Here is a 15243-nt window from a genome sequence, read left to right as displayed (position 1 = left end):
TCCTCATGCCCACTTCGGTCCGGGCGCTTCAGCGTGCGAGCGGGCCGTCGAGTACCGCGAGAACAGGTCCTGCTGCCAGACCGAGCACGAGAGAGGTCGCGGTCGTGGTGTAGGCGACGATCCGCGACGGTCGGTCACCGCCGTAGCTTCTTGGGCCATTGGCTCGGGACATGGTGGGGACGATCCAGCGCAGGTAGTAGAAGAGTGAGGCGACGGTGTTGACGGCGGCCAGTACGGCCAGCCAGGCGTAGTCGGCGTCGAAGACGGCGCTGAAAGCTTGGAGTTTGCCGATGAAAACCGCAGTGGGCGGTGTCCCGACCAGGCCCAGCAGGCAGATGACGAGGCTTGCGGCAAGAAGTGGCCGTTGTCGTGAGAGCCCCCTGTAGTCCGCGAGGTTACGGGCCTGGGGAAGCGCGGCGACCACCGCGAAGGCGCCGAGGTTGGTGACGGCGTACGCGGCGAGATAGTAGAGCAGCGCCTGTTGTGCCAGGTCCGATCTGCCGGCTACGGCAACGGGCATCAGAAGGTAGCCGACCTGGCTGACCGTGGAGTAGGCGAGCAGCCGCTTGACGTCACGCTGGAAGAACGCGGCGAGGTTTCCCAGCGTCATGGAGGCGGCTGCCAGTACGGCGATGAGCGCGGGCCAGCTGGGCATGCTGCCGGAGAGAAGGACGGCTCCGAGACGGTAGAGGGCCGCGAGCGCCCCGATCTTCGGCAGGGTGGTGAGAAGCGCGGCTACTGGGGGAGTGGTCCCCTGGACGGCGTCGGGGACCCAGAAGTGGGCCGGTACCGCCCCGGCTTTGAACGCGATCCCGGCGAGAAGCCCGATCGTACCGACGGTGAGAAAAGCTCCGGGGGCGGTACGCAGTTCCGTGCTCAGCATCGGATACGAGGTGCCTCGCCCTGCGGCGTACAGCAGGGTGATGCCGCTCAGCATGAGCACGCCGAGGAGAGCTCCGACCACGTAGTACTTCAGTGCGGCTTCGGTGCCGGGCCCGTCCTTGCGGAAGCCCGCGAGCGTGTAGGCGGGGATGCTGGCCAGCAGGTATCCGGCTGCGAGCAGCAGCAGGTCCTGCGCCCCGGCGAGCATCAGGGCGCCGAGCGAGGCGAGTTGGACCAGGACGTAGAACTCGCTCTCCCTCGGATCGGCGCGCAACGGGCCAACGGCCAGTCCCAGGACGGTCAGAGTGCCTCCGAGGATCACGATCCTGGAGGTGGTGGTCACGGGGTCCACGGCGAAGGCCGCGCCGAAGGCGGTGGTGGGGGGAGCGGTTGCCGCCACGGTGGCTGCGGCGATGCCTCCGACGGCCGCCGTTGCGGCCAGGACGGCGACGACCCACTGCCGACGGCGCGGCAGCCACGAACCGAGCAGGAGTCCGAGGACCGCGGCAGCTGCCAGGAGGATTTCGGGAAGGATGTCGAGGGGGTTCTCGTTCATGCCGGTCATCGTGCGAGCAGCTCCAGGACGGCCTGGGAGGCGGGCTCGATCACGTCGAGGAGGAAGCGCGGGGCCATCCCGAGGACCACGGCCAGGGCCAGCAGCGGGACGACGGCCGCGCTCTCATGGAGGCGGATGTCAGGAAACGCGCGGGGGGTACCCGGGGCGTCCGGCAGCCTGAGTGGGCCGAGGAAGATCTGCTGGAACGCGCGCAGGAAGAGGCCGGCGGTGAGCAGGATGCCGAGGAGTGAGACGGCGGTGGCCAGCGGGCGTGGGCCGAGACTGCCTGTGAAGATCTGGAACTCGGCGATGAATCCGGAGAAGCCGGGAAGCCCCAGTGAGGCGAAGGCGGCCACGGCGGTCATGCCGGCGAACGCGGGTGCCTTGGCGGCGATCCCCGAGTACGCGCCCATGTCGTACGTCCGCCCCCGCTCGTGCAGCACTCCCGCGAGCAGGAACAGCGCGCCGGTGAGCAGGCCGTGGCTCACCATCTGCGTCACTGCCCCAGTGACGGCGAGGGTGCGCGCCTGCTCGGACCCCTCGCTCACGGCGGCGGCCGCACCGACCGCGAGAAGGATGTAGCCCATGTGGTTCACCGAGGTATAGGCGATCATGCGCTTGAAGTCCGTCTGGGCGAGAGCGACCAGCGCGCCGTAGACCACGGAGACGACCCCGATGACCACGATCACGAGCGCGTAGCGCCGCCACACGTCGGGGAGCATGGGCATGGCGATCCGCAGGAACCCGTACGTCCCCATCTTCAGCAGTACGCCGGCGAGGATCGCGGACCCTGCCGCGGGCGCCTCGGTGTGGGCGGGCGGCAGCCAGGTGTGGAAGGGCACGGTGGGTGTCTTGACAGCCAGACCGATTCCCAGGGCGAGCAGGACCAGAGCCGCGTAGACGGAGCGGCCTGCGAGAGGGTTCTGTTCGGTCAGCTCGACCATGTCGAAGGTGTGCGGCGAGGCGGCGAGATAGAGGCCGATGAATCCCAGCAGGAGGGCGAGCGATCCGAGGAAGGTGTAGAGGAAGAACTTCAGTGCCGCGTGGGCGGCGTTCTTGTGGCCCCATCCCGCGATGACGAAGTACATCGCCACGATGGACAGGTCGAAGAAGACGAAGAAGAGGATCAGGTCGAGAGAGACGAACAGCCCGAGGCACGTGGTCTGGAGGAAGAGGAAGAGTGCGGCGAACTCGCGGACCCGGCGGGTCTCGCGCAGCGAGTGGACAGCGCACGCGAGGAACAACACGCAGGTCAGAGCGAGTAGGGGAAGCGATAGTCCGTCCACGCCGACGTGGTATCCCACACCGGCGCTGGGGATCCAGCGTGCCTTGACCTCGTATTGCACGCCCGCACCGTTCCGGTACCCGGACCAGAGCGTGACGACGAGCACGAGTTCGCAGGCCGCGACCGCTACCCAGATGGCGCGGAAGGCCGCACTCGGGGTGCGGCGCGGCAGGCCCAGTAGGAGAAGTGCGACGGCGGTCGGCGCGAAAACGAGGGCAGTGGTGATCAACAGGTCACCTCACGATGGCGAATACGACGGCTAGGACGGTGAGGCCCGCGACGGCCTGGGCGAGATATTGGTGCAGCTGGCCGGTCTGCGGCCGCCGGGCGAGCCGACCGAGTGCCCTGGTCGCGGCTGCGGTCGCGGCCACCGCGCCGTCGACGGCGCGTTCCACCGTGCGGTCCGTCCAGCGGGCGAAGCGGAGGGCTGCGTGCGCGGCTCCGTCGATGCCTCGGTCGAGGATGCGGTCGTCGAAGGCCGCCGCGGTACGTGCGAGCCGGAACACGGGCCGCACCATCAGCCTCTGCGCGACGCGCTCCAGAGCCAGCCAGTCCCGGCACCAGTGCTTCACCGGGCGGTGCAAGGCGAGCGTGCGATCTCCCCAGGCCCAGGCGGCTCCTGCGGCAGAGAAGGCGAGTGCGCCGGAGAGGGCGAGTTCCCATCCGTGGGGCTGGGGTTGTGAGGTGCTGTCGAGTACGAGGTCCACATGGCCGCGCAGCGGCTGAAGGGCGAGAGGGGTCAGAGCGAGGCATCCAAGGGCGAGCAGAACCAGAGGTGGCCCGGCGGAGCGTGGTACGCGCCGGGTGCCGTGCTGCTCGGTGTCGTATGTCTGCCGCTCCGCCGGTGGCTCCGGGCGCCAGACGAACCACAGGGCTTTGGCGCCGTAGACGGCGGACAGCACAGCGGCTGCCAGGCCGGTGACGTACAGCCATGGGCTGCTGCCGAGTGCCGCGGAGAGCAGGACGTCCTTGGCCGCCCACAGCGAGAGCGGCGGCAGCCCGGCCAGTGTGAGGGCGGCCACGGTGAAGGTGACGCCGGCCGTACGGTAGCGGCGGGCCGCGCCACGCAGCGCGGGCAGCGCCTTTGTTCCGAGTGCGGCCAGCCACGCGCCCGCCACCAGGAACAGCAGGCTCTTCGCAGCGGCGTGGGCCACCAGCTGGAGAGTGCCGCCCGTGATGGCGCCGGACCCGGCCGCCAGCACCATGAACCCGATCTGGGCACAGGTGGACGCGGCCAGCAGCTGTTTGAGATCCGTCTGCGCGACGGCGACGAGGCCGAGAGCGACGGCAGTCACGGCTCCTGTCCAGGCCACCGCGTGGCTGCCCCAGCCGGAGGCGTCCAGCAGCGGTCCGGTCCTGAGAAGCAGATACGCGCCTGCCACGACCATCGTCGCGGAGTGCAGCAGGGCGGAGACCGGGCTCGGGCCCTGCATGGCGCGGGACAGCCAGAAGCTGAAGGGGAGTTGAGCGGACTTGCCGAAGGCGGCGGTCACGACGCCCGCGGTGACGACGGACAGCCAGGGCTCCCCTGCACGCCCCAGATCATCGAGGCGGAGTGTTCCGGCCTGGCCGCTCGCGAGTGCGGCACCCGCTGCCAGGTACAGGCCGAGATCAGCGGTGCGGGTGGTCAGGAAGGCTGTGTTGGCGGCGTCGACGCGTACCGGCTCCCGCCACCAGAAGCCGATCAGGGCCCAGGAAGTGGCGCCCATGATCTCCCAGCTCATGAGCAGAACAGGCAGCGTGACGGCGGTAACCGTCACCAGCATGGCTGCGACGAAGAGCAGCATCAGCCCGAAGAACCGGGCCCGTGCCTCGTTGGCTCCGAACTCTGTCGCGCTGAAGGCCAGGACGAGGAGGGTGATCGACGTGACGGTGACGGCCATCAGCCCCGACAGCCCGTCGACCGCGAGCTGGACCGGCAACTGATCGAGGAGTGGTGCCGACGCGGAGGGGTGCTGGAACGCGGCTGTGATCGCGAGACCCAGGTCGGCGAAGCCGGCGCCGAGCGCCACGGCAGGCGCGAACCGGTCGACAGTCCGGCCGCCGGTGAGCAGCAGCATCCCGGTGACCAGAGGGAGCCCGACGAGGGCCCACAGGAGGGTGCTCACTCCTTCAACTTTGTAGCCATGTCGGTCATGTCGATCTCGCGGGACCGGAACAGGGCGGTGACCACCGCGAACCCGATCGCCATCTCCAGGGCCATGGCTGTGACGGCCAGAACCACCAGTACCTGTCCCTCGGCGGCAGCCGGCGCGATGTAGTGCCAGGCTGCCGCTGCGGCGACGATCACCCCGCCCAGCATCAGTTCCAGGCCCATCATCAGCATGACGACGGACTGTTGGGTGAGGGCCCCGAACAGCCCGATGCAGAACAGAGCCGCGGCCAGGAGCAGGAGGAGCTCCAGATTCACCGGCCGACACCTCCGCGGATCGGGTCGTCGGCGCTGGGGGCACGCAAGCTGTCGCCGAGCCGGTCGTACCGCCCACGCCGCGTGGCCAGTACCACCGTGGCGACGATGGTCGCGAACAGAGCCATGCCCAAGGTCATCATGGTGAGCATCTGCGGGCCCATCAGTGACATCCCGAGGTCCATGGTGGCGTCGGTCGGCGGTTTGCCCCGCCGGGCGGGCCACGGAGTGGAGAAGATTCCGGCGGCCAGCAGGACGAATGCGGCGGCACAGATGGCGGTGGCACCCTGCTTGTTGTGCATCATCGTCATCGGCATGAGGCCCGCTGGATTCATCATGTACATGATCATGAATACGGCCATGATGGCCATCTCGATCGTCATCATCAGCACGATGACGATCCCCAGATAGTCCAGGCCCAGCAGCAGCACCTCGCCCGCCACGCACAGCAGAGAGGTGAGCAGGGCGAAGGTCGCGCGGGCCATGGAGTCGAAACGGAAGACCATGACGCCGCCGGCCACCGCGAGGGCGGCCAGGATCCAGAAGAGAACACTGCTCAGCACGTACGGCACTCCCTTCCCGTCACCGGTCCAGCACCACCAGAGCGACCACCAACGCTTGCAGGATCGCGAGTGGCGTCAGGACGACCCAGGCCACCTCCATGTAGCGATCCATGCGCAAGGTCGGGACCTTGCGCCGGATCCAGACAAGGAATGCCAGTACGGCCGCTGTCTTGAGGACCGTCCAGAGCCACGGGGGAAGCAGCGGTCCGTTGCCCCCTCCGAGGAAGAGCGGGACGCTGAAGGCGGCAGCCACGGTGAGGAGCAGCCAACGGCCTCCCAGGAAGACAATTCGGTCAACTCCCGAGAGTTCGGCGGCCGCACCGCCGGCCACGTCCCGCCCGGCAGGCTGATCGAAGGGGCCCCAGAAGGCCATGGCCATCGCACTCAGAAGGTAGATGGCGAAGGCGACGGGCATCCATACGGCGAACCACAGGCCCGCCTGAGTGTCGACGATCTCGCCCACCCGCAATGACTCCGCGCCCAGCGCGGCGGTGGTGATCGCGAGCATGTGAGGGAGTTCGTAGGCAAGCCCCTGTGCGAGGAAGCGGTAGCCGCCGATCAGTGCGAGTGTCGAATTCGGCCCCCACCCGGCGAGCCACACAGCCGCCCATGCGAGGGCCTCCATCGCGTTGAACCACACGATTCCGTCAGCGAGATCGCTGACTGACCGGAAACCGAGAGGGATCACGGCGGCAGCGAGCACTGCCGCGACCGGCAGAAGGACCACGCCCAGCCGAGTCAGAGGCACATCGGCCGCAGTCGTACGACGCCGTTGCTGCACCAGCAGCCGGAGCACTTCCCGACCAGGCGCGCCCGCAGCCGCAGCAGCCTCAAGAGGTGACCGGGGCCGCGGCCTCGCCGCTGCGAACGAAAGTACGGCATCGAAGGAGGCCGCCCCAAGAGCGGCTACAGCCAGGGTCATTGGCAGCAGAGCGGTTGCCCAGAGAGGGGCCTCACTCATGGGCCACACGCGAATCCACCACGGGGACGAGCTCGTCGAGATCAGGATCCAGGCTCGCGACGATGATGCGAGCGCCCGCGAATTCGGCACCGCCCAGAAGCCCCGGCAGCACGTCCAGTAGCGCCTGGGAAGGCGGCACTGGCCCGTCGAGCTGGCCGCGCGGCCCGTTCAACTCCGTGGCATCGAGCACGCGGGTATCCCCGCACGCGGTCGCGGCCCGCTCGATCTCGTCCAGCCAGACAAGCAAGCGGCAGTACGCATCCCCGCCCGCGACCAGCGCCGGACCCGTCACGCCCGCCGCCGCCGCTCGCTCGGAGGACAACTCGCCCAGCCCTCGCGTCAGCCAGCGCAGGGTGCGCGATCGGCGGAGCTGCCGGGCCCACGGCCTGAGCAGTACGCCCAGTTCCTCCGCCGAGGCTCCCGCCAGGACCCGTCGGCGTACGGAGCGCGCGCGCTTCGCTGCCTCGTCCCATCCGGACACGGCCAGGAATCGGCCGACGCTGTCCAGGTGAGCCGCGCACAACCGGCGGGCGGCGAGACCGCGCTCGACGCGTTCCCCCGCGATCAGGCGCAGCCATGGGTCGTTCCAGAAGGGGTGCCTGGACGGGGCGCGCACGGAGATCTGATCGACCTCCGCCTGCTGCACCACATCGCCCTGCAACGCCAGCCGCAGCACCAGACCGGCCGGCCAGTCGAGCAAGGCCGGGCCCAGAGGCACGTGCAGCCGGTCCAGCCTCAACCCGTCCCGATCGTCGGCACGGTCCGCCATGGGCGAGCCGGCCACGATCGACATGGCATGCATGTCATGCCCGTGACCCTCGCCGTGTGTGCCTTGCGCTTCGTCCCGTCCGTCACCTGAGTGACCCCCGTGGTGGCTCTCCGTCTCGTGCTCCGCGTGGTCGTGACGGGGAGCGCCGTCTCGATCGGCACGCGCGGGGCCATCAGCGGCGTGACCCTCCCGACGCCGGGAACCGGTGCTTTCCGAGGGAAGGACCGTGTTCATCCGGCGTTCTTCCCTCGGAGAGACCGAGACCTGACCGTCTGGACCGAGGAGTGCCAGGTGGCCGTCATCGAGTGCGGCGGTCGCCTGTTCTGCTTCCCGGACCACGGCCCTGGACTTTGGTTCCGGAATGCCGTTCCACAGGTTTTCGGCCCAATCTGCTCGGGCGGGGTCGGGGTCGCCCACGACGACGAGCAGGTTCGCGGATGCGGGGCCGGCGACAAGAGGCCAGCCCCTGCACAGTAGCTCTTCCTCGACGGCCAAACGCGCCCGGGTAGCACCTGGACAGGCTGCCAACAGGACCCCGGGGTGGGCTACCGCCAAGCGTGCGGCCTTGGACCTCAACTCCATCGGAACGCCCCCTCCCGCCATGCGTATGCCACGCCTGCGAGAAGCACGCCGAGGAAGAGGAACATCTCGATGACGGCGCTGACACCGACCGCACTCACCACCTTCGTCCACGGGTACATGAACAACATCTCCATGTCGAAGGCCAGAAAAATCATGGTCACTGGGTACCAGCGCACGTGGAACCGGGAGAACGGATGCTCGTCCGGATCAAGGCCCCCGCTGAACGGTCTCGTGTTCAGCGGCTGACGGGTCACCCTCAGCGAGGCGCCGACGCCGTAGAGAAGGGCGAAGCTTGCGGCAGTCACACCGAGGAGGAACAGCACCGGCTGCCACTCGTAGCCGCCCACTCAGCCCCCTGCGTCCTGCCTCTGGTCCATCCCTGGCTGCCGTCGTGACGCAGACTGCCAGTACTTCCTTCCGCTCGGTACGCGAAACGCCCAGAAGCGCCATATGTCGGGTGATATCAGTCCGTCTCGGTTGGGCCCAAGACTCAGACGGCTGCACGATGGCTGCCTATTTCCGGTCGACGTTCTATCCCCGGTACGGCGGCGGAACTGCTGCTTCCGGGCAACGGGTTCGATGTCGTGGTGTCCTCGCTGGTGCTGTGCTCCGTCAGCGACGTCGATCAGGCTGCCGCGGAGATGCGCCGCAGGCTCAAACCTGGTGGCGAGCTCCGCTTCTACCAGCACGTCCGCTCCGGGGGGGACGAAGTTCGCCCGGGTACAGAGTGCTCTCGGCGTCTCGCAAGCAGGGCCGGTCTGTTCACGGGTGGCCGGGAGAGCAGAAAGCCACCAGGAGAGGAAGGAGTGGCACTGCTACGGCAGCGGCAGCGACGCACCCCCAGAGTGCCGGATGTGCTTCCCGGCGGGGCCCGAGGAGACGCTGTATGCGCACCGACACACTGTGCCCGCCCGCGGCGAAGGCGCCCTTCGGCGCATAAGCCGCGGCCATTTCGTACATTGCGGAAGCGAGCACATCGTGTGAGTGACGGCGCAGCGCCCGGTCGTCCGCGATCATCTCCAGCAGGATCGCCGTCTGCTCCTTGACGTGCCGGGCCAGTGGCACCCGTCCGAAGACGGTGGTGAATGCCTCCGCGGCAGCGAACACCAAGTGATGACGGCCGACAACGTGGGCTCGCTCATGTTCCAGTACGGCATCGAGCTGGGCCGCGGAAAGCAGCTGTACAGCACCCTCGCTGACGACGATCCGCGCACGACGCCCAGGCAGGCAGTACGCGGCGGGGGAGGCGTGCTCGATCACGGTGGCATGCAGCTGGCCACAGTGGCGCCCCACCATGTCCAGGACGCTGCGGTGACGGGAGCGCGCCCGGCGGCCGCGGGTAACGTGGAAGGCGAAGCTGAGAATCAGGGCCAGTAGCACAGCGACAGGAAGGGCGATGGCCATCAGATCTGCGGTGTTGGGGTCGCCGGTGCCCATGCCGAGAACCACCCCGCAGGAATGCAGTATCCCCGCCAGTCCTGCGTGAAGGTGTTCGGTGGGGGATACGAGTTGGTACGCGGCCAGAGCGACTGAGATCGCGAAGGACACGGCGAGTGCGTGCCAGACGGATGCGGCAAGCGCGGGGGCCCGGTGGGGCCAGCTGCTGCGGAGCATCGCCTGCGGGGCGACGTAGCCGATGGCCGCGGCATAGCCGATGAGCGCGGGGGCGGCGTTCACGCCTAGGTCTGCCGTCCATTGGTCCGCAGCGCCTTCCGCAAAGCGGCGACCTCTTCTTCGGACATCCGCTCCACGAAGTGGGCCAGGGCGACCGGGCGATCCTCGCTCGCACCCAGAGCGTCCTCCATGAGGGCCGCCGAGTACGCCTCCCGGCTGCGAACCGGCGAGTAGAGCCACGCCCGTCCCTGCTTGCCACGGAGCAGCCAGCCCTTGTTGAAGAGAATGGTGGCGACGGTCATCACCGTGGTGTAGGCGACAGGGCGGCGTTCATTGATGTCATCGACGACTTCACGCACCGTCGCGGGCCGATTCCATCGCCAGAGGCAGTCCATGATCTCCGCCTCGAGCTCCCCCAGCCGTCGCATGAGCCCGCCCTTTCCGCTTCCGATGTACGTAAGGCCATGGTAGACGGCAGCTCGATCGGTCGCGGCGAGGCGGATGCGCACCCCGGCGCCGGCCACGCCGCGTTCCCACTGGTTACTAAGCTACTACGTAGGCTGTGTATGCTGGTCCAGCGTGCGGCGGTCGCACGACAACCGTTGCCGATTACCCACACAGTGCGACCGAGACCCTCCCGACCTGCGCTGTTTCTGCAGGGCTGGCGGGGCGTGGAGCGGCGGAGCTTCCTGCAGGTGATTCAAGGACCAGCAGCGACCGGGATCCTCCACGAGGTCCTGCTGCTGAATGGCTGGGGATCGAGTGCGGCGTCTTTCGTTTGGCGGAGGGCTACCTGCTGTCCAGGACGACTGAAGCCGACCCACGCAAGCCCGCAGCCGAGCCGGCTGCCCACAAACGGGGAGGATCACTGTCATGCGCCTGCCGCGGCCACACGTGAGCGACATCATCAGGCCGCGCCTGCCGCGCACCCGCGCGGGGCAGCGGCGGGCCATGCAGGCGGTGATGCTCCTATGCATGTTGGCGCTGCTGCCCGCGACGTGGGTGTTCACGGCGGCGGACGGGAGGCTGCGGACGACGGCCGAGGTCCCGCGAAGTAGCGTGGCTGTGGTCTTCGGTGCGGGCCTGTTCGGGAACGGCGAACCGTCGATCTTTCTGGCGAGCCGTCTCGACGCGGCGGCGGAGCTGTACCGCGAGGGCCGTGTTGAGGTGCTTCTGGTCACTGGCGACAACAGCAGTGAGCACTACAACGAGCCGCACGCCATGCGCCGCTACCTCGCGAAACGCGGCGTCCCCGACGCTCGCATCGTCAGCGACTACGCCGGCTTTGACACCTGGGATTCATGCGTGCGGGCCAAGAAGATCTTCGGCGTTGACCGCGCGATTCTCGTCAGCCAGGGCTTCCATATCCGCAGGGCGGTCGCGCTCTGTCAGGAGGCGGGCGTCGACGCGTACGGCGTCAGCGCGGCCGACCACCACGACGCGATCTGGTACTACAGTGCCGCCCGCGAGATGTTCGCCGCGAACAAGGCGGTCCTGGACGCGGTGTTCAAGCCGGACCCCCAGTTCCTCGGGCCGAAGGAGCCGGGGGTGGCGCGAGCGCTGGCGGGCGCCCGGTAATTTCGTGTCGCCGGTTGACCAGGTGTCGGCTGACCGCGCTCTGTAGTTGGATGTGAAGAGTCTGCAATGACGTTTGAGGTCTCCACCCAGGCTGACGCGGGAGGGCCAGCCTGGGTCCCGAGTCGCGCACACTGTGGCGGAGGAGAGGCCCGCAGATGCGCGTTTCCGCTGAGCGGGTGCCTGTCGGCCTTAGGTCAAGAAGCGAGTGGCGCCAGCTCGGAGAAGGTCCCGCCGCCGTCACGCGATTCGTAGACGCCCGTCATCGTCGCAGCGAGGATGTGGTCGGCGTCCACCGCGGTCAGCGCCTGAGGCTGCCCGCCAGGAACGGCCGAGAGTTCCTTCCACGACTTACCTCCGTCCACGCTGCTGCTCAGCTTGCCGGACGTGCTGAGACCGAAGAGGGACTTCTCCGCGGGCCACGACACGAACGCCTGCATCGGCTTGGCGCCCTTGCCGAAGGTCCGCCCGCCATCAGTGCTGGCGACGACGCCCTCCGCCGTGGTGGCCAGCAGTTTGTCCCCGGAGGGGTTCACCGCGAGGTCGAGGGCCTCCAGCGTGGCCCGGTCGTCCCAGCTCTCGAGGTCGCTGCTGACCCGGATTCGGCCTCCCTCGTATCCATAGACGGTGCCCTTGGCCGAGTCCAGGGAGTGGAAGTCGGCCTTCCCGGACAGGGACCGGGACGTCCAGGTGCGGCCCGCGTCCGTGGTCTCGATCAGGCCGAGGCTGTCGGGGCGGCCGCTGCCCGGGGCGCCGTGTCCGCTGGCGACGAAGGTGCTTTCGTCGGTCACGGTGAAGCCCATGAAGTCGTCCTCGCGGTCGCCGACGAGCTTCGGCTTCTGTCCCTTGGCCACGGTGTATAGACCGTTGTGGGTGGCGACGTACACGCGTCCGTCGGCTGGATCGACTCCCAGGCCGTGCACGTGCGACAGCGTCCCCGACGAGTCGGATGCGTCTGCCGCCGTATCTGCGTCGGAAGAGCCGCCGCAGGCGGCGAGGACCAGGGTGGCGATCGAGGTGCCGCCGATCGCGAGCATGGGGCGGGCGGGCGGGCGAACGGTCACGGTGCTTCCTCGGATGGTACGGGGGTCGGTGTCGGTGCTCAGGGACTGCTGGCCGCGGAGAACGGAACTCAACGGGACGGCCCCGGCGTTGGAAGGGAGGCCCATCATCGGCACCAACTTTCGCGACCATCGGTGATCGTGAGCGAGGTTACCGTACCCAACTAAACAACTTAGTTACCTAGCGGGATAGGGTGTGTGTCAAACCGGTCGAGGTAGACCATTTCTTGTTATTGCTCGGCAAGCGGCCCTCCACACGGGCCCTGCCCGCAGCACGCCGCAGTCCCAGACGAGGAGAACCAGTGAGTCGCCCCTCTCTTCCCGGCCCACCCGCCGACATCACGTCGGACGGGCGTCGCCGAATAGGCCGCCGTCTCGCGCTCGTCGCGGGACTGGCAGGTGTGGGCTTCGGCGGGCTGTATCTGGTGGGGCTGCTCGTCGCCGGCGACAACGTTCCCGCCGGTGCCAGGGTGGGCGGCGTCGACATCGGAGGGCTAAGCAGCTCGCAGGCACGGGAGAGGCTGGACAGCGGCCTCGGCGGGGCCTGGTCGGAGCCGGTGAAGGTGCGCCTCGGCGACAGTGATAGCACCGTCCGGGTATCCGGCATCTCTCTGGACACGGAGAAGACCGTCGCCCGCGCCGCGCAGGCGGGGTCCGATCCGTTCACCGTGATCGGTCGCCTGTTCACGAGCGGTGACCGCGAGGTCGAGCCGGTGATCCGCGTGGACGAGGCGAAGGCCCGCGCATCACTGGCCGAAGAGGCGAAAACGTACGACCGGAAGGCGCGGGAGGGCGCCGTCACCTTCCACGCGGGCGAGCCGGTGCCTGCGCGGCCGGTCACCGGGCGATCCCTGGATGTGGACGGCGCCGTGGAGGAACTGGCTTCGGGGGTCCCGGGCCAGGGGAAGGCGCCGGTACGGCTTCCGGTCCGCACGACCGAACCGCGGGTCGGCGCGGCGGAGGTCGACCGCGCGATGAAGGAGTTCGCCACCCCCGCGATGTCGGCGCCGGTCACGCTCACCGTCGGCGGTCAGGAGATCGAGATCAGCCCTGCGACGCTCGGCGAGCACCTCACCATGAAGCCCGACGGGGACAAACCGCTGGCCCCAGTACTGGACGGCAAGGCACTCCTGGCCGACCCATCGGTGGCAAGTCCGCTCGCGCTGGCCACCGACGAGCCGGTCAACGCCGAGCTGAGCCTGGATGGCGGCCGAGTGGCGGTGGCCTCGGACGGCAAGGCCGGACAGGGGATCACGGCCGCGGCGCTCCAGAGGGCCGTACTGCCGCTGCTGGCCAAGAGTGGGGCAGCCCGCACAGGGACGGTGGGCGTCGAGAAGATGGAGCCCAGGCTGACCCGGGACAACGTAGGCCGCCTGGGCATCAAGGAGCAAATGTCGACCTTCACGGTCGATTTCGAGCCCACCCCCTACCGCGTCACCAACATCGGCCGTGCCGCAGAGCTGATCAACGGGTCGGTTGTCCTGCCCGACGAGACCTGGAGCTTCAACCGCACTGTGGGCGAGCGGACCGAGGCCAACGGGTTCGTAGAGGGCATCATCATCAACAACGATCGGTTCGAGAAGGCGGCCGGAGGTGGCGTCTCCGCAGTGGCCACTACGGTCTTCAACGCCATCTTCTTCGCCGGCGTGAAGCCGGTGGAGTACGGAGCGCACTCGTTCTACATCGAGCGCTACCCGGAGGGCAGGGAGGCGACGGTGGCCTGGGGCAGCCTCGACTTGAAGTTCCGGAACGACTCCGGCAACGCCATATACATCGACGCGCGCGCCACGGACACCTCTGTCACGATCACCTTCCTGGGCACCAAGAAGTACGACGAGATCGAATCGGTCAAGGGCCCGCGCACCATCGTGAAGCAGCCGGCGACCCGCGAGGGAGCATCCGGAGAGAAGTGTGTGCCGCAGACTCCGCTCGAAGGCTTCAATGTTGCGGTCGACCGGGTCTTCAAGGACGGTGGCAAAGAGGTCAAGACGGAGACCTTCGAGACGCGATACGCGCCCCGCGACGAAGTCACCTGCGACTGAGCGACGTCCCAGTAAGGGATTACCGACTCGACCCGCCGTTGGTCAACCGGATTGACGGCCTTCGGCGGGAGTGCCCTTGCGCCGTGACCGCTGCGCGATGGCGAGGCTGAGGACCATCATCGCGACGATGGCGGCGATCGAGAGGAGAAAGGCCGGCGAAGCGGGGGATGTAGCCGTGGCTCCGGCGATCACGTAGGTGGCGGTGCCGGGCACCACACCGAGAGCGGTCGCGGCCGTGAAGGACCACGGGCGCACTCCGGAGAAGGCGGCGGCGAAGTTGACCCCCTGGAACGGTACGCCGGGCACAGCGCGGAGCAGCAGCACGCTGACGAAACCCTGATCGGTGAGGCGGCGGTCGAGGGCGGCGAGGAACTTCCCCCGCAACAATGGCTGGAGAGCCTCTCGGCCCAGGCCGCGGCCGAGGCCGAAAGCGAGCACCGCCCCGAGGGTGGTCCCGATCACAGCCAGCGCCAGCCCTTCGGGGATACCGAAAACGGCCCCGGCGGCCACGTTGAGTACCGGCTTCGGAAAGAAGGCGAGGGTGCTCAGCGCGAAAACCACGGCGAACGCCGGTCCTGCCCAGATCCCGGGCACCACGGATGTGAAGCCTTGGGTGAGCAGCCGCTCCGGATTCCACGCAAAAAGCGAACAGGCAGCGGCCACGAGCAGCCCGATGAGCAGCGCGAGACGGGTCTTGGGCCGCAGCGTCGGCATCTTCATCTTCCTTGTCCGGTACAGATCGGTATGGGTGGGGCCGACGGGATCCGAGCCCGTCGGCCGATGCCGCGCATCCGCTTGACCTCGGCGGGCCGGTTCTTCTCGCATCGTCGTCGAGCTTCCTGGCAACAACAGTACGGCCGCCCTTCTGCGCGTCCTGTGATCTCTCGATCCTCATCATACTGAGCTACTAAGTTCTTAAGCAGTGTAGTAATTTGGCTTCGTGGAC

14 protein-coding genes and 1 pseudogene are annotated in these 15243 nt (G+C 68.2%); 3 read left to right on the top strand and 12 right to left on the bottom strand.

The window, feature by feature from the left end; translation table 11 throughout:
- Nucleotides 1–28 precede the first annotated feature (28 nt).
- The 8 genes from ACH4KB_RS18225 to ACH4KB_RS18190 form a co-directional block, all read right to left on the bottom strand.
- Nucleotides 29–1447, bottom strand: coding sequence for an NADH-quinone oxidoreductase subunit N (locus ACH4KB_RS18225; RefSeq protein WP_398066935.1), 1419 nt, complete (start codon nucleotides 1445–1447; stop codon nucleotides 29–31).
- Nucleotides 1444–2949 carry a NuoM family protein gene (locus ACH4KB_RS18220; protein ID WP_398067212.1) on the bottom strand — a complete coding sequence of 502 codons (1506 nt, stop codon included), beginning with the start codon at nucleotides 2947–2949 and terminating at the stop codon, nucleotides 1444–1446. The genes ACH4KB_RS18225 and ACH4KB_RS18220 overlap by 4 nt, the downstream gene beginning before the upstream one ends.
- A gap of 7 nt (nucleotides 2950–2956) precedes the next feature.
- Entirely contained in the window at nucleotides 2957–4831 is a 1875-nt protein-coding gene (locus ACH4KB_RS18215) for an NADH-quinone oxidoreductase subunit L (RefSeq protein WP_398066934.1), read from the bottom strand.
- A complete protein-coding gene (locus ACH4KB_RS18210; protein WP_398066933.1) occupies nucleotides 4828–5133 on the bottom strand; it encodes an NADH-quinone oxidoreductase subunit NuoK in 306 nt (101 codons plus the stop codon). Before ACH4KB_RS18210 ends, ACH4KB_RS18215 begins: the two co-directional genes overlap by 4 nt.
- On the bottom strand, nucleotides 5130–5693 hold the full coding sequence (locus ACH4KB_RS18205) for an NADH-quinone oxidoreductase subunit J (protein ID WP_339151626.1): 564 nt from the start codon (nucleotides 5691–5693) through the stop codon (nucleotides 5130–5132). The genes ACH4KB_RS18210 and ACH4KB_RS18205 overlap by 4 nt, the downstream gene beginning before the upstream one ends.
- 19 nt (nucleotides 5694–5712) lie before the next feature.
- Complete coding sequence (locus ACH4KB_RS18200; RefSeq protein ID WP_359266706.1) at nucleotides 5713–6654, bottom strand: complex I subunit 1 family protein; 942 nt, start codon at nucleotides 6652–6654, stop codon at nucleotides 5713–5715.
- Entirely contained in the window at nucleotides 6647–7447 is an 801-nt protein-coding gene (locus ACH4KB_RS18195; RefSeq protein ID WP_359266705.1) for a hypothetical protein, read from the bottom strand. The genes ACH4KB_RS18200 and ACH4KB_RS18195 overlap by 8 nt, the downstream gene beginning before the upstream one ends.
- A gap of 548 nt (nucleotides 7448–7995) precedes the next feature.
- Nucleotides 7996–8352 (bottom strand): NADH-quinone oxidoreductase subunit A, encoded by a 357-nt coding sequence (locus ACH4KB_RS18190; protein WP_351051762.1) that lies wholly within the window; start codon nucleotides 8350–8352, stop codon nucleotides 7996–7998.
- 162 nt (nucleotides 8353–8514) lie between these two features.
- Between ACH4KB_RS18190 and ACH4KB_RS18185 the strand changes: the two are divergent.
- A pseudogene (locus ACH4KB_RS18185) lies at nucleotides 8515–8670 on the top strand (class I SAM-dependent methyltransferase); the annotation flags it as partial.
- A 97-nt stretch (nucleotides 8671–8767) separates the two neighbouring features.
- Here ACH4KB_RS18185 and ACH4KB_RS18180 read toward each other — a convergent pair.
- Complete coding sequence (locus ACH4KB_RS18180) at nucleotides 8768–9682, bottom strand: M56 family metallopeptidase (protein WP_398066932.1); 915 nt, start codon at nucleotides 9680–9682, stop codon at nucleotides 8768–8770.
- A 2-nt stretch (nucleotides 9683–9684) separates the two neighbouring features.
- Nucleotides 9685–10047 (bottom strand): BlaI/MecI/CopY family transcriptional regulator, encoded by a 363-nt coding sequence (locus ACH4KB_RS18175; protein WP_351051803.1) that lies wholly within the window; start codon nucleotides 10045–10047, stop codon nucleotides 9685–9687.
- Nucleotides 10048–10492: 445 nt separating this feature from the next.
- Here ACH4KB_RS18175 and ACH4KB_RS18170 point away from each other — a divergent pair, with 445 nt between their 5' ends.
- Nucleotides 10493–11197, top strand: a complete 705-nt coding sequence (locus ACH4KB_RS18170; RefSeq protein ID WP_398066931.1) for a vancomycin high temperature exclusion protein — start codon at nucleotides 10493–10495, stop codon at nucleotides 11195–11197.
- A gap of 194 nt (nucleotides 11198–11391) precedes the next feature.
- Here the strand turns inward: ACH4KB_RS18170 and ACH4KB_RS18165 are convergent, their stop codons facing one another.
- On the bottom strand, nucleotides 11392–12258 hold the full coding sequence (locus tag ACH4KB_RS18165) for a F510_1955 family glycosylhydrolase (RefSeq protein ID WP_398066930.1): 867 nt from the start codon (nucleotides 12256–12258) through the stop codon (nucleotides 11392–11394).
- 335 nt (nucleotides 12259–12593) lie between these two features.
- Between ACH4KB_RS18165 and ACH4KB_RS18160 the strand changes: the two genes are divergently transcribed.
- Nucleotides 12594–14297 (top strand): VanW family protein, encoded by a 1704-nt coding sequence (locus ACH4KB_RS18160; RefSeq protein ID WP_398067211.1) that lies wholly within the window; start codon nucleotides 12594–12596, stop codon nucleotides 14295–14297.
- Nucleotides 14298–14339: 42 nt separating this feature from the next.
- Here ACH4KB_RS18160 and ACH4KB_RS18155 read toward each other — a convergent pair whose 3' ends face one another.
- Nucleotides 14340–15011 carry a TVP38/TMEM64 family protein gene (locus tag ACH4KB_RS18155; protein ID WP_351051773.1) on the bottom strand — a complete coding sequence of 224 codons (672 nt, stop codon included), beginning with the start codon at nucleotides 15009–15011 and terminating at the stop codon, nucleotides 14340–14342.
- Nucleotides 15012–15243: the final 232 nt, after the last annotated feature.

Source organism: Streptomyces sp. NPDC017520, assembly GCF_044329855.1.
Lineage (GTDB): Bacteria > Actinomycetota > Actinomycetes > Streptomycetales > Streptomycetaceae > Streptomyces.
This window is presented reverse-complemented; position numbering and strand designations above follow the sequence as displayed.

Coding starts and splice junctions, on each gene's coding strand:
- ACH4KB_RS18225 (WP_398066935.1), bottom strand. CDS start 1,447: ATGACCGGCATGAACGAGAACCCCCTCGACATCCTTCCCGAAATCCTC.
- ACH4KB_RS18200 (WP_359266706.1), bottom strand. CDS start 6,654: ATGAGTGAGGCCCCTCTCTGGGCAACCGCTCTGCTGCCAATGACCCTG.
- ACH4KB_RS18195 (WP_359266705.1), bottom strand. CDS start 7,447: ATGTCGATCGTGGCCGGCTCGCCCATGGCGGACCGTGCCGACGATCGG.
- ACH4KB_RS18175 (WP_351051803.1), bottom strand. CDS start 10,047: ATGCGACGGCTGGGGGAGCTCGAGGCGGAGATCATGGACTGCCTCTGG.
- ACH4KB_RS18170 (WP_398066931.1), top strand. CDS start 10,493: ATGCGCCTGCCGCGGCCACACGTGAGCGACATCATCAGGCCGCGCCTG.
- ACH4KB_RS18155 (WP_351051773.1), bottom strand. CDS start 15,011: ATGCCGACGCTGCGGCCCAAGACCCGTCTCGCGCTGCTCATCGGGCTG.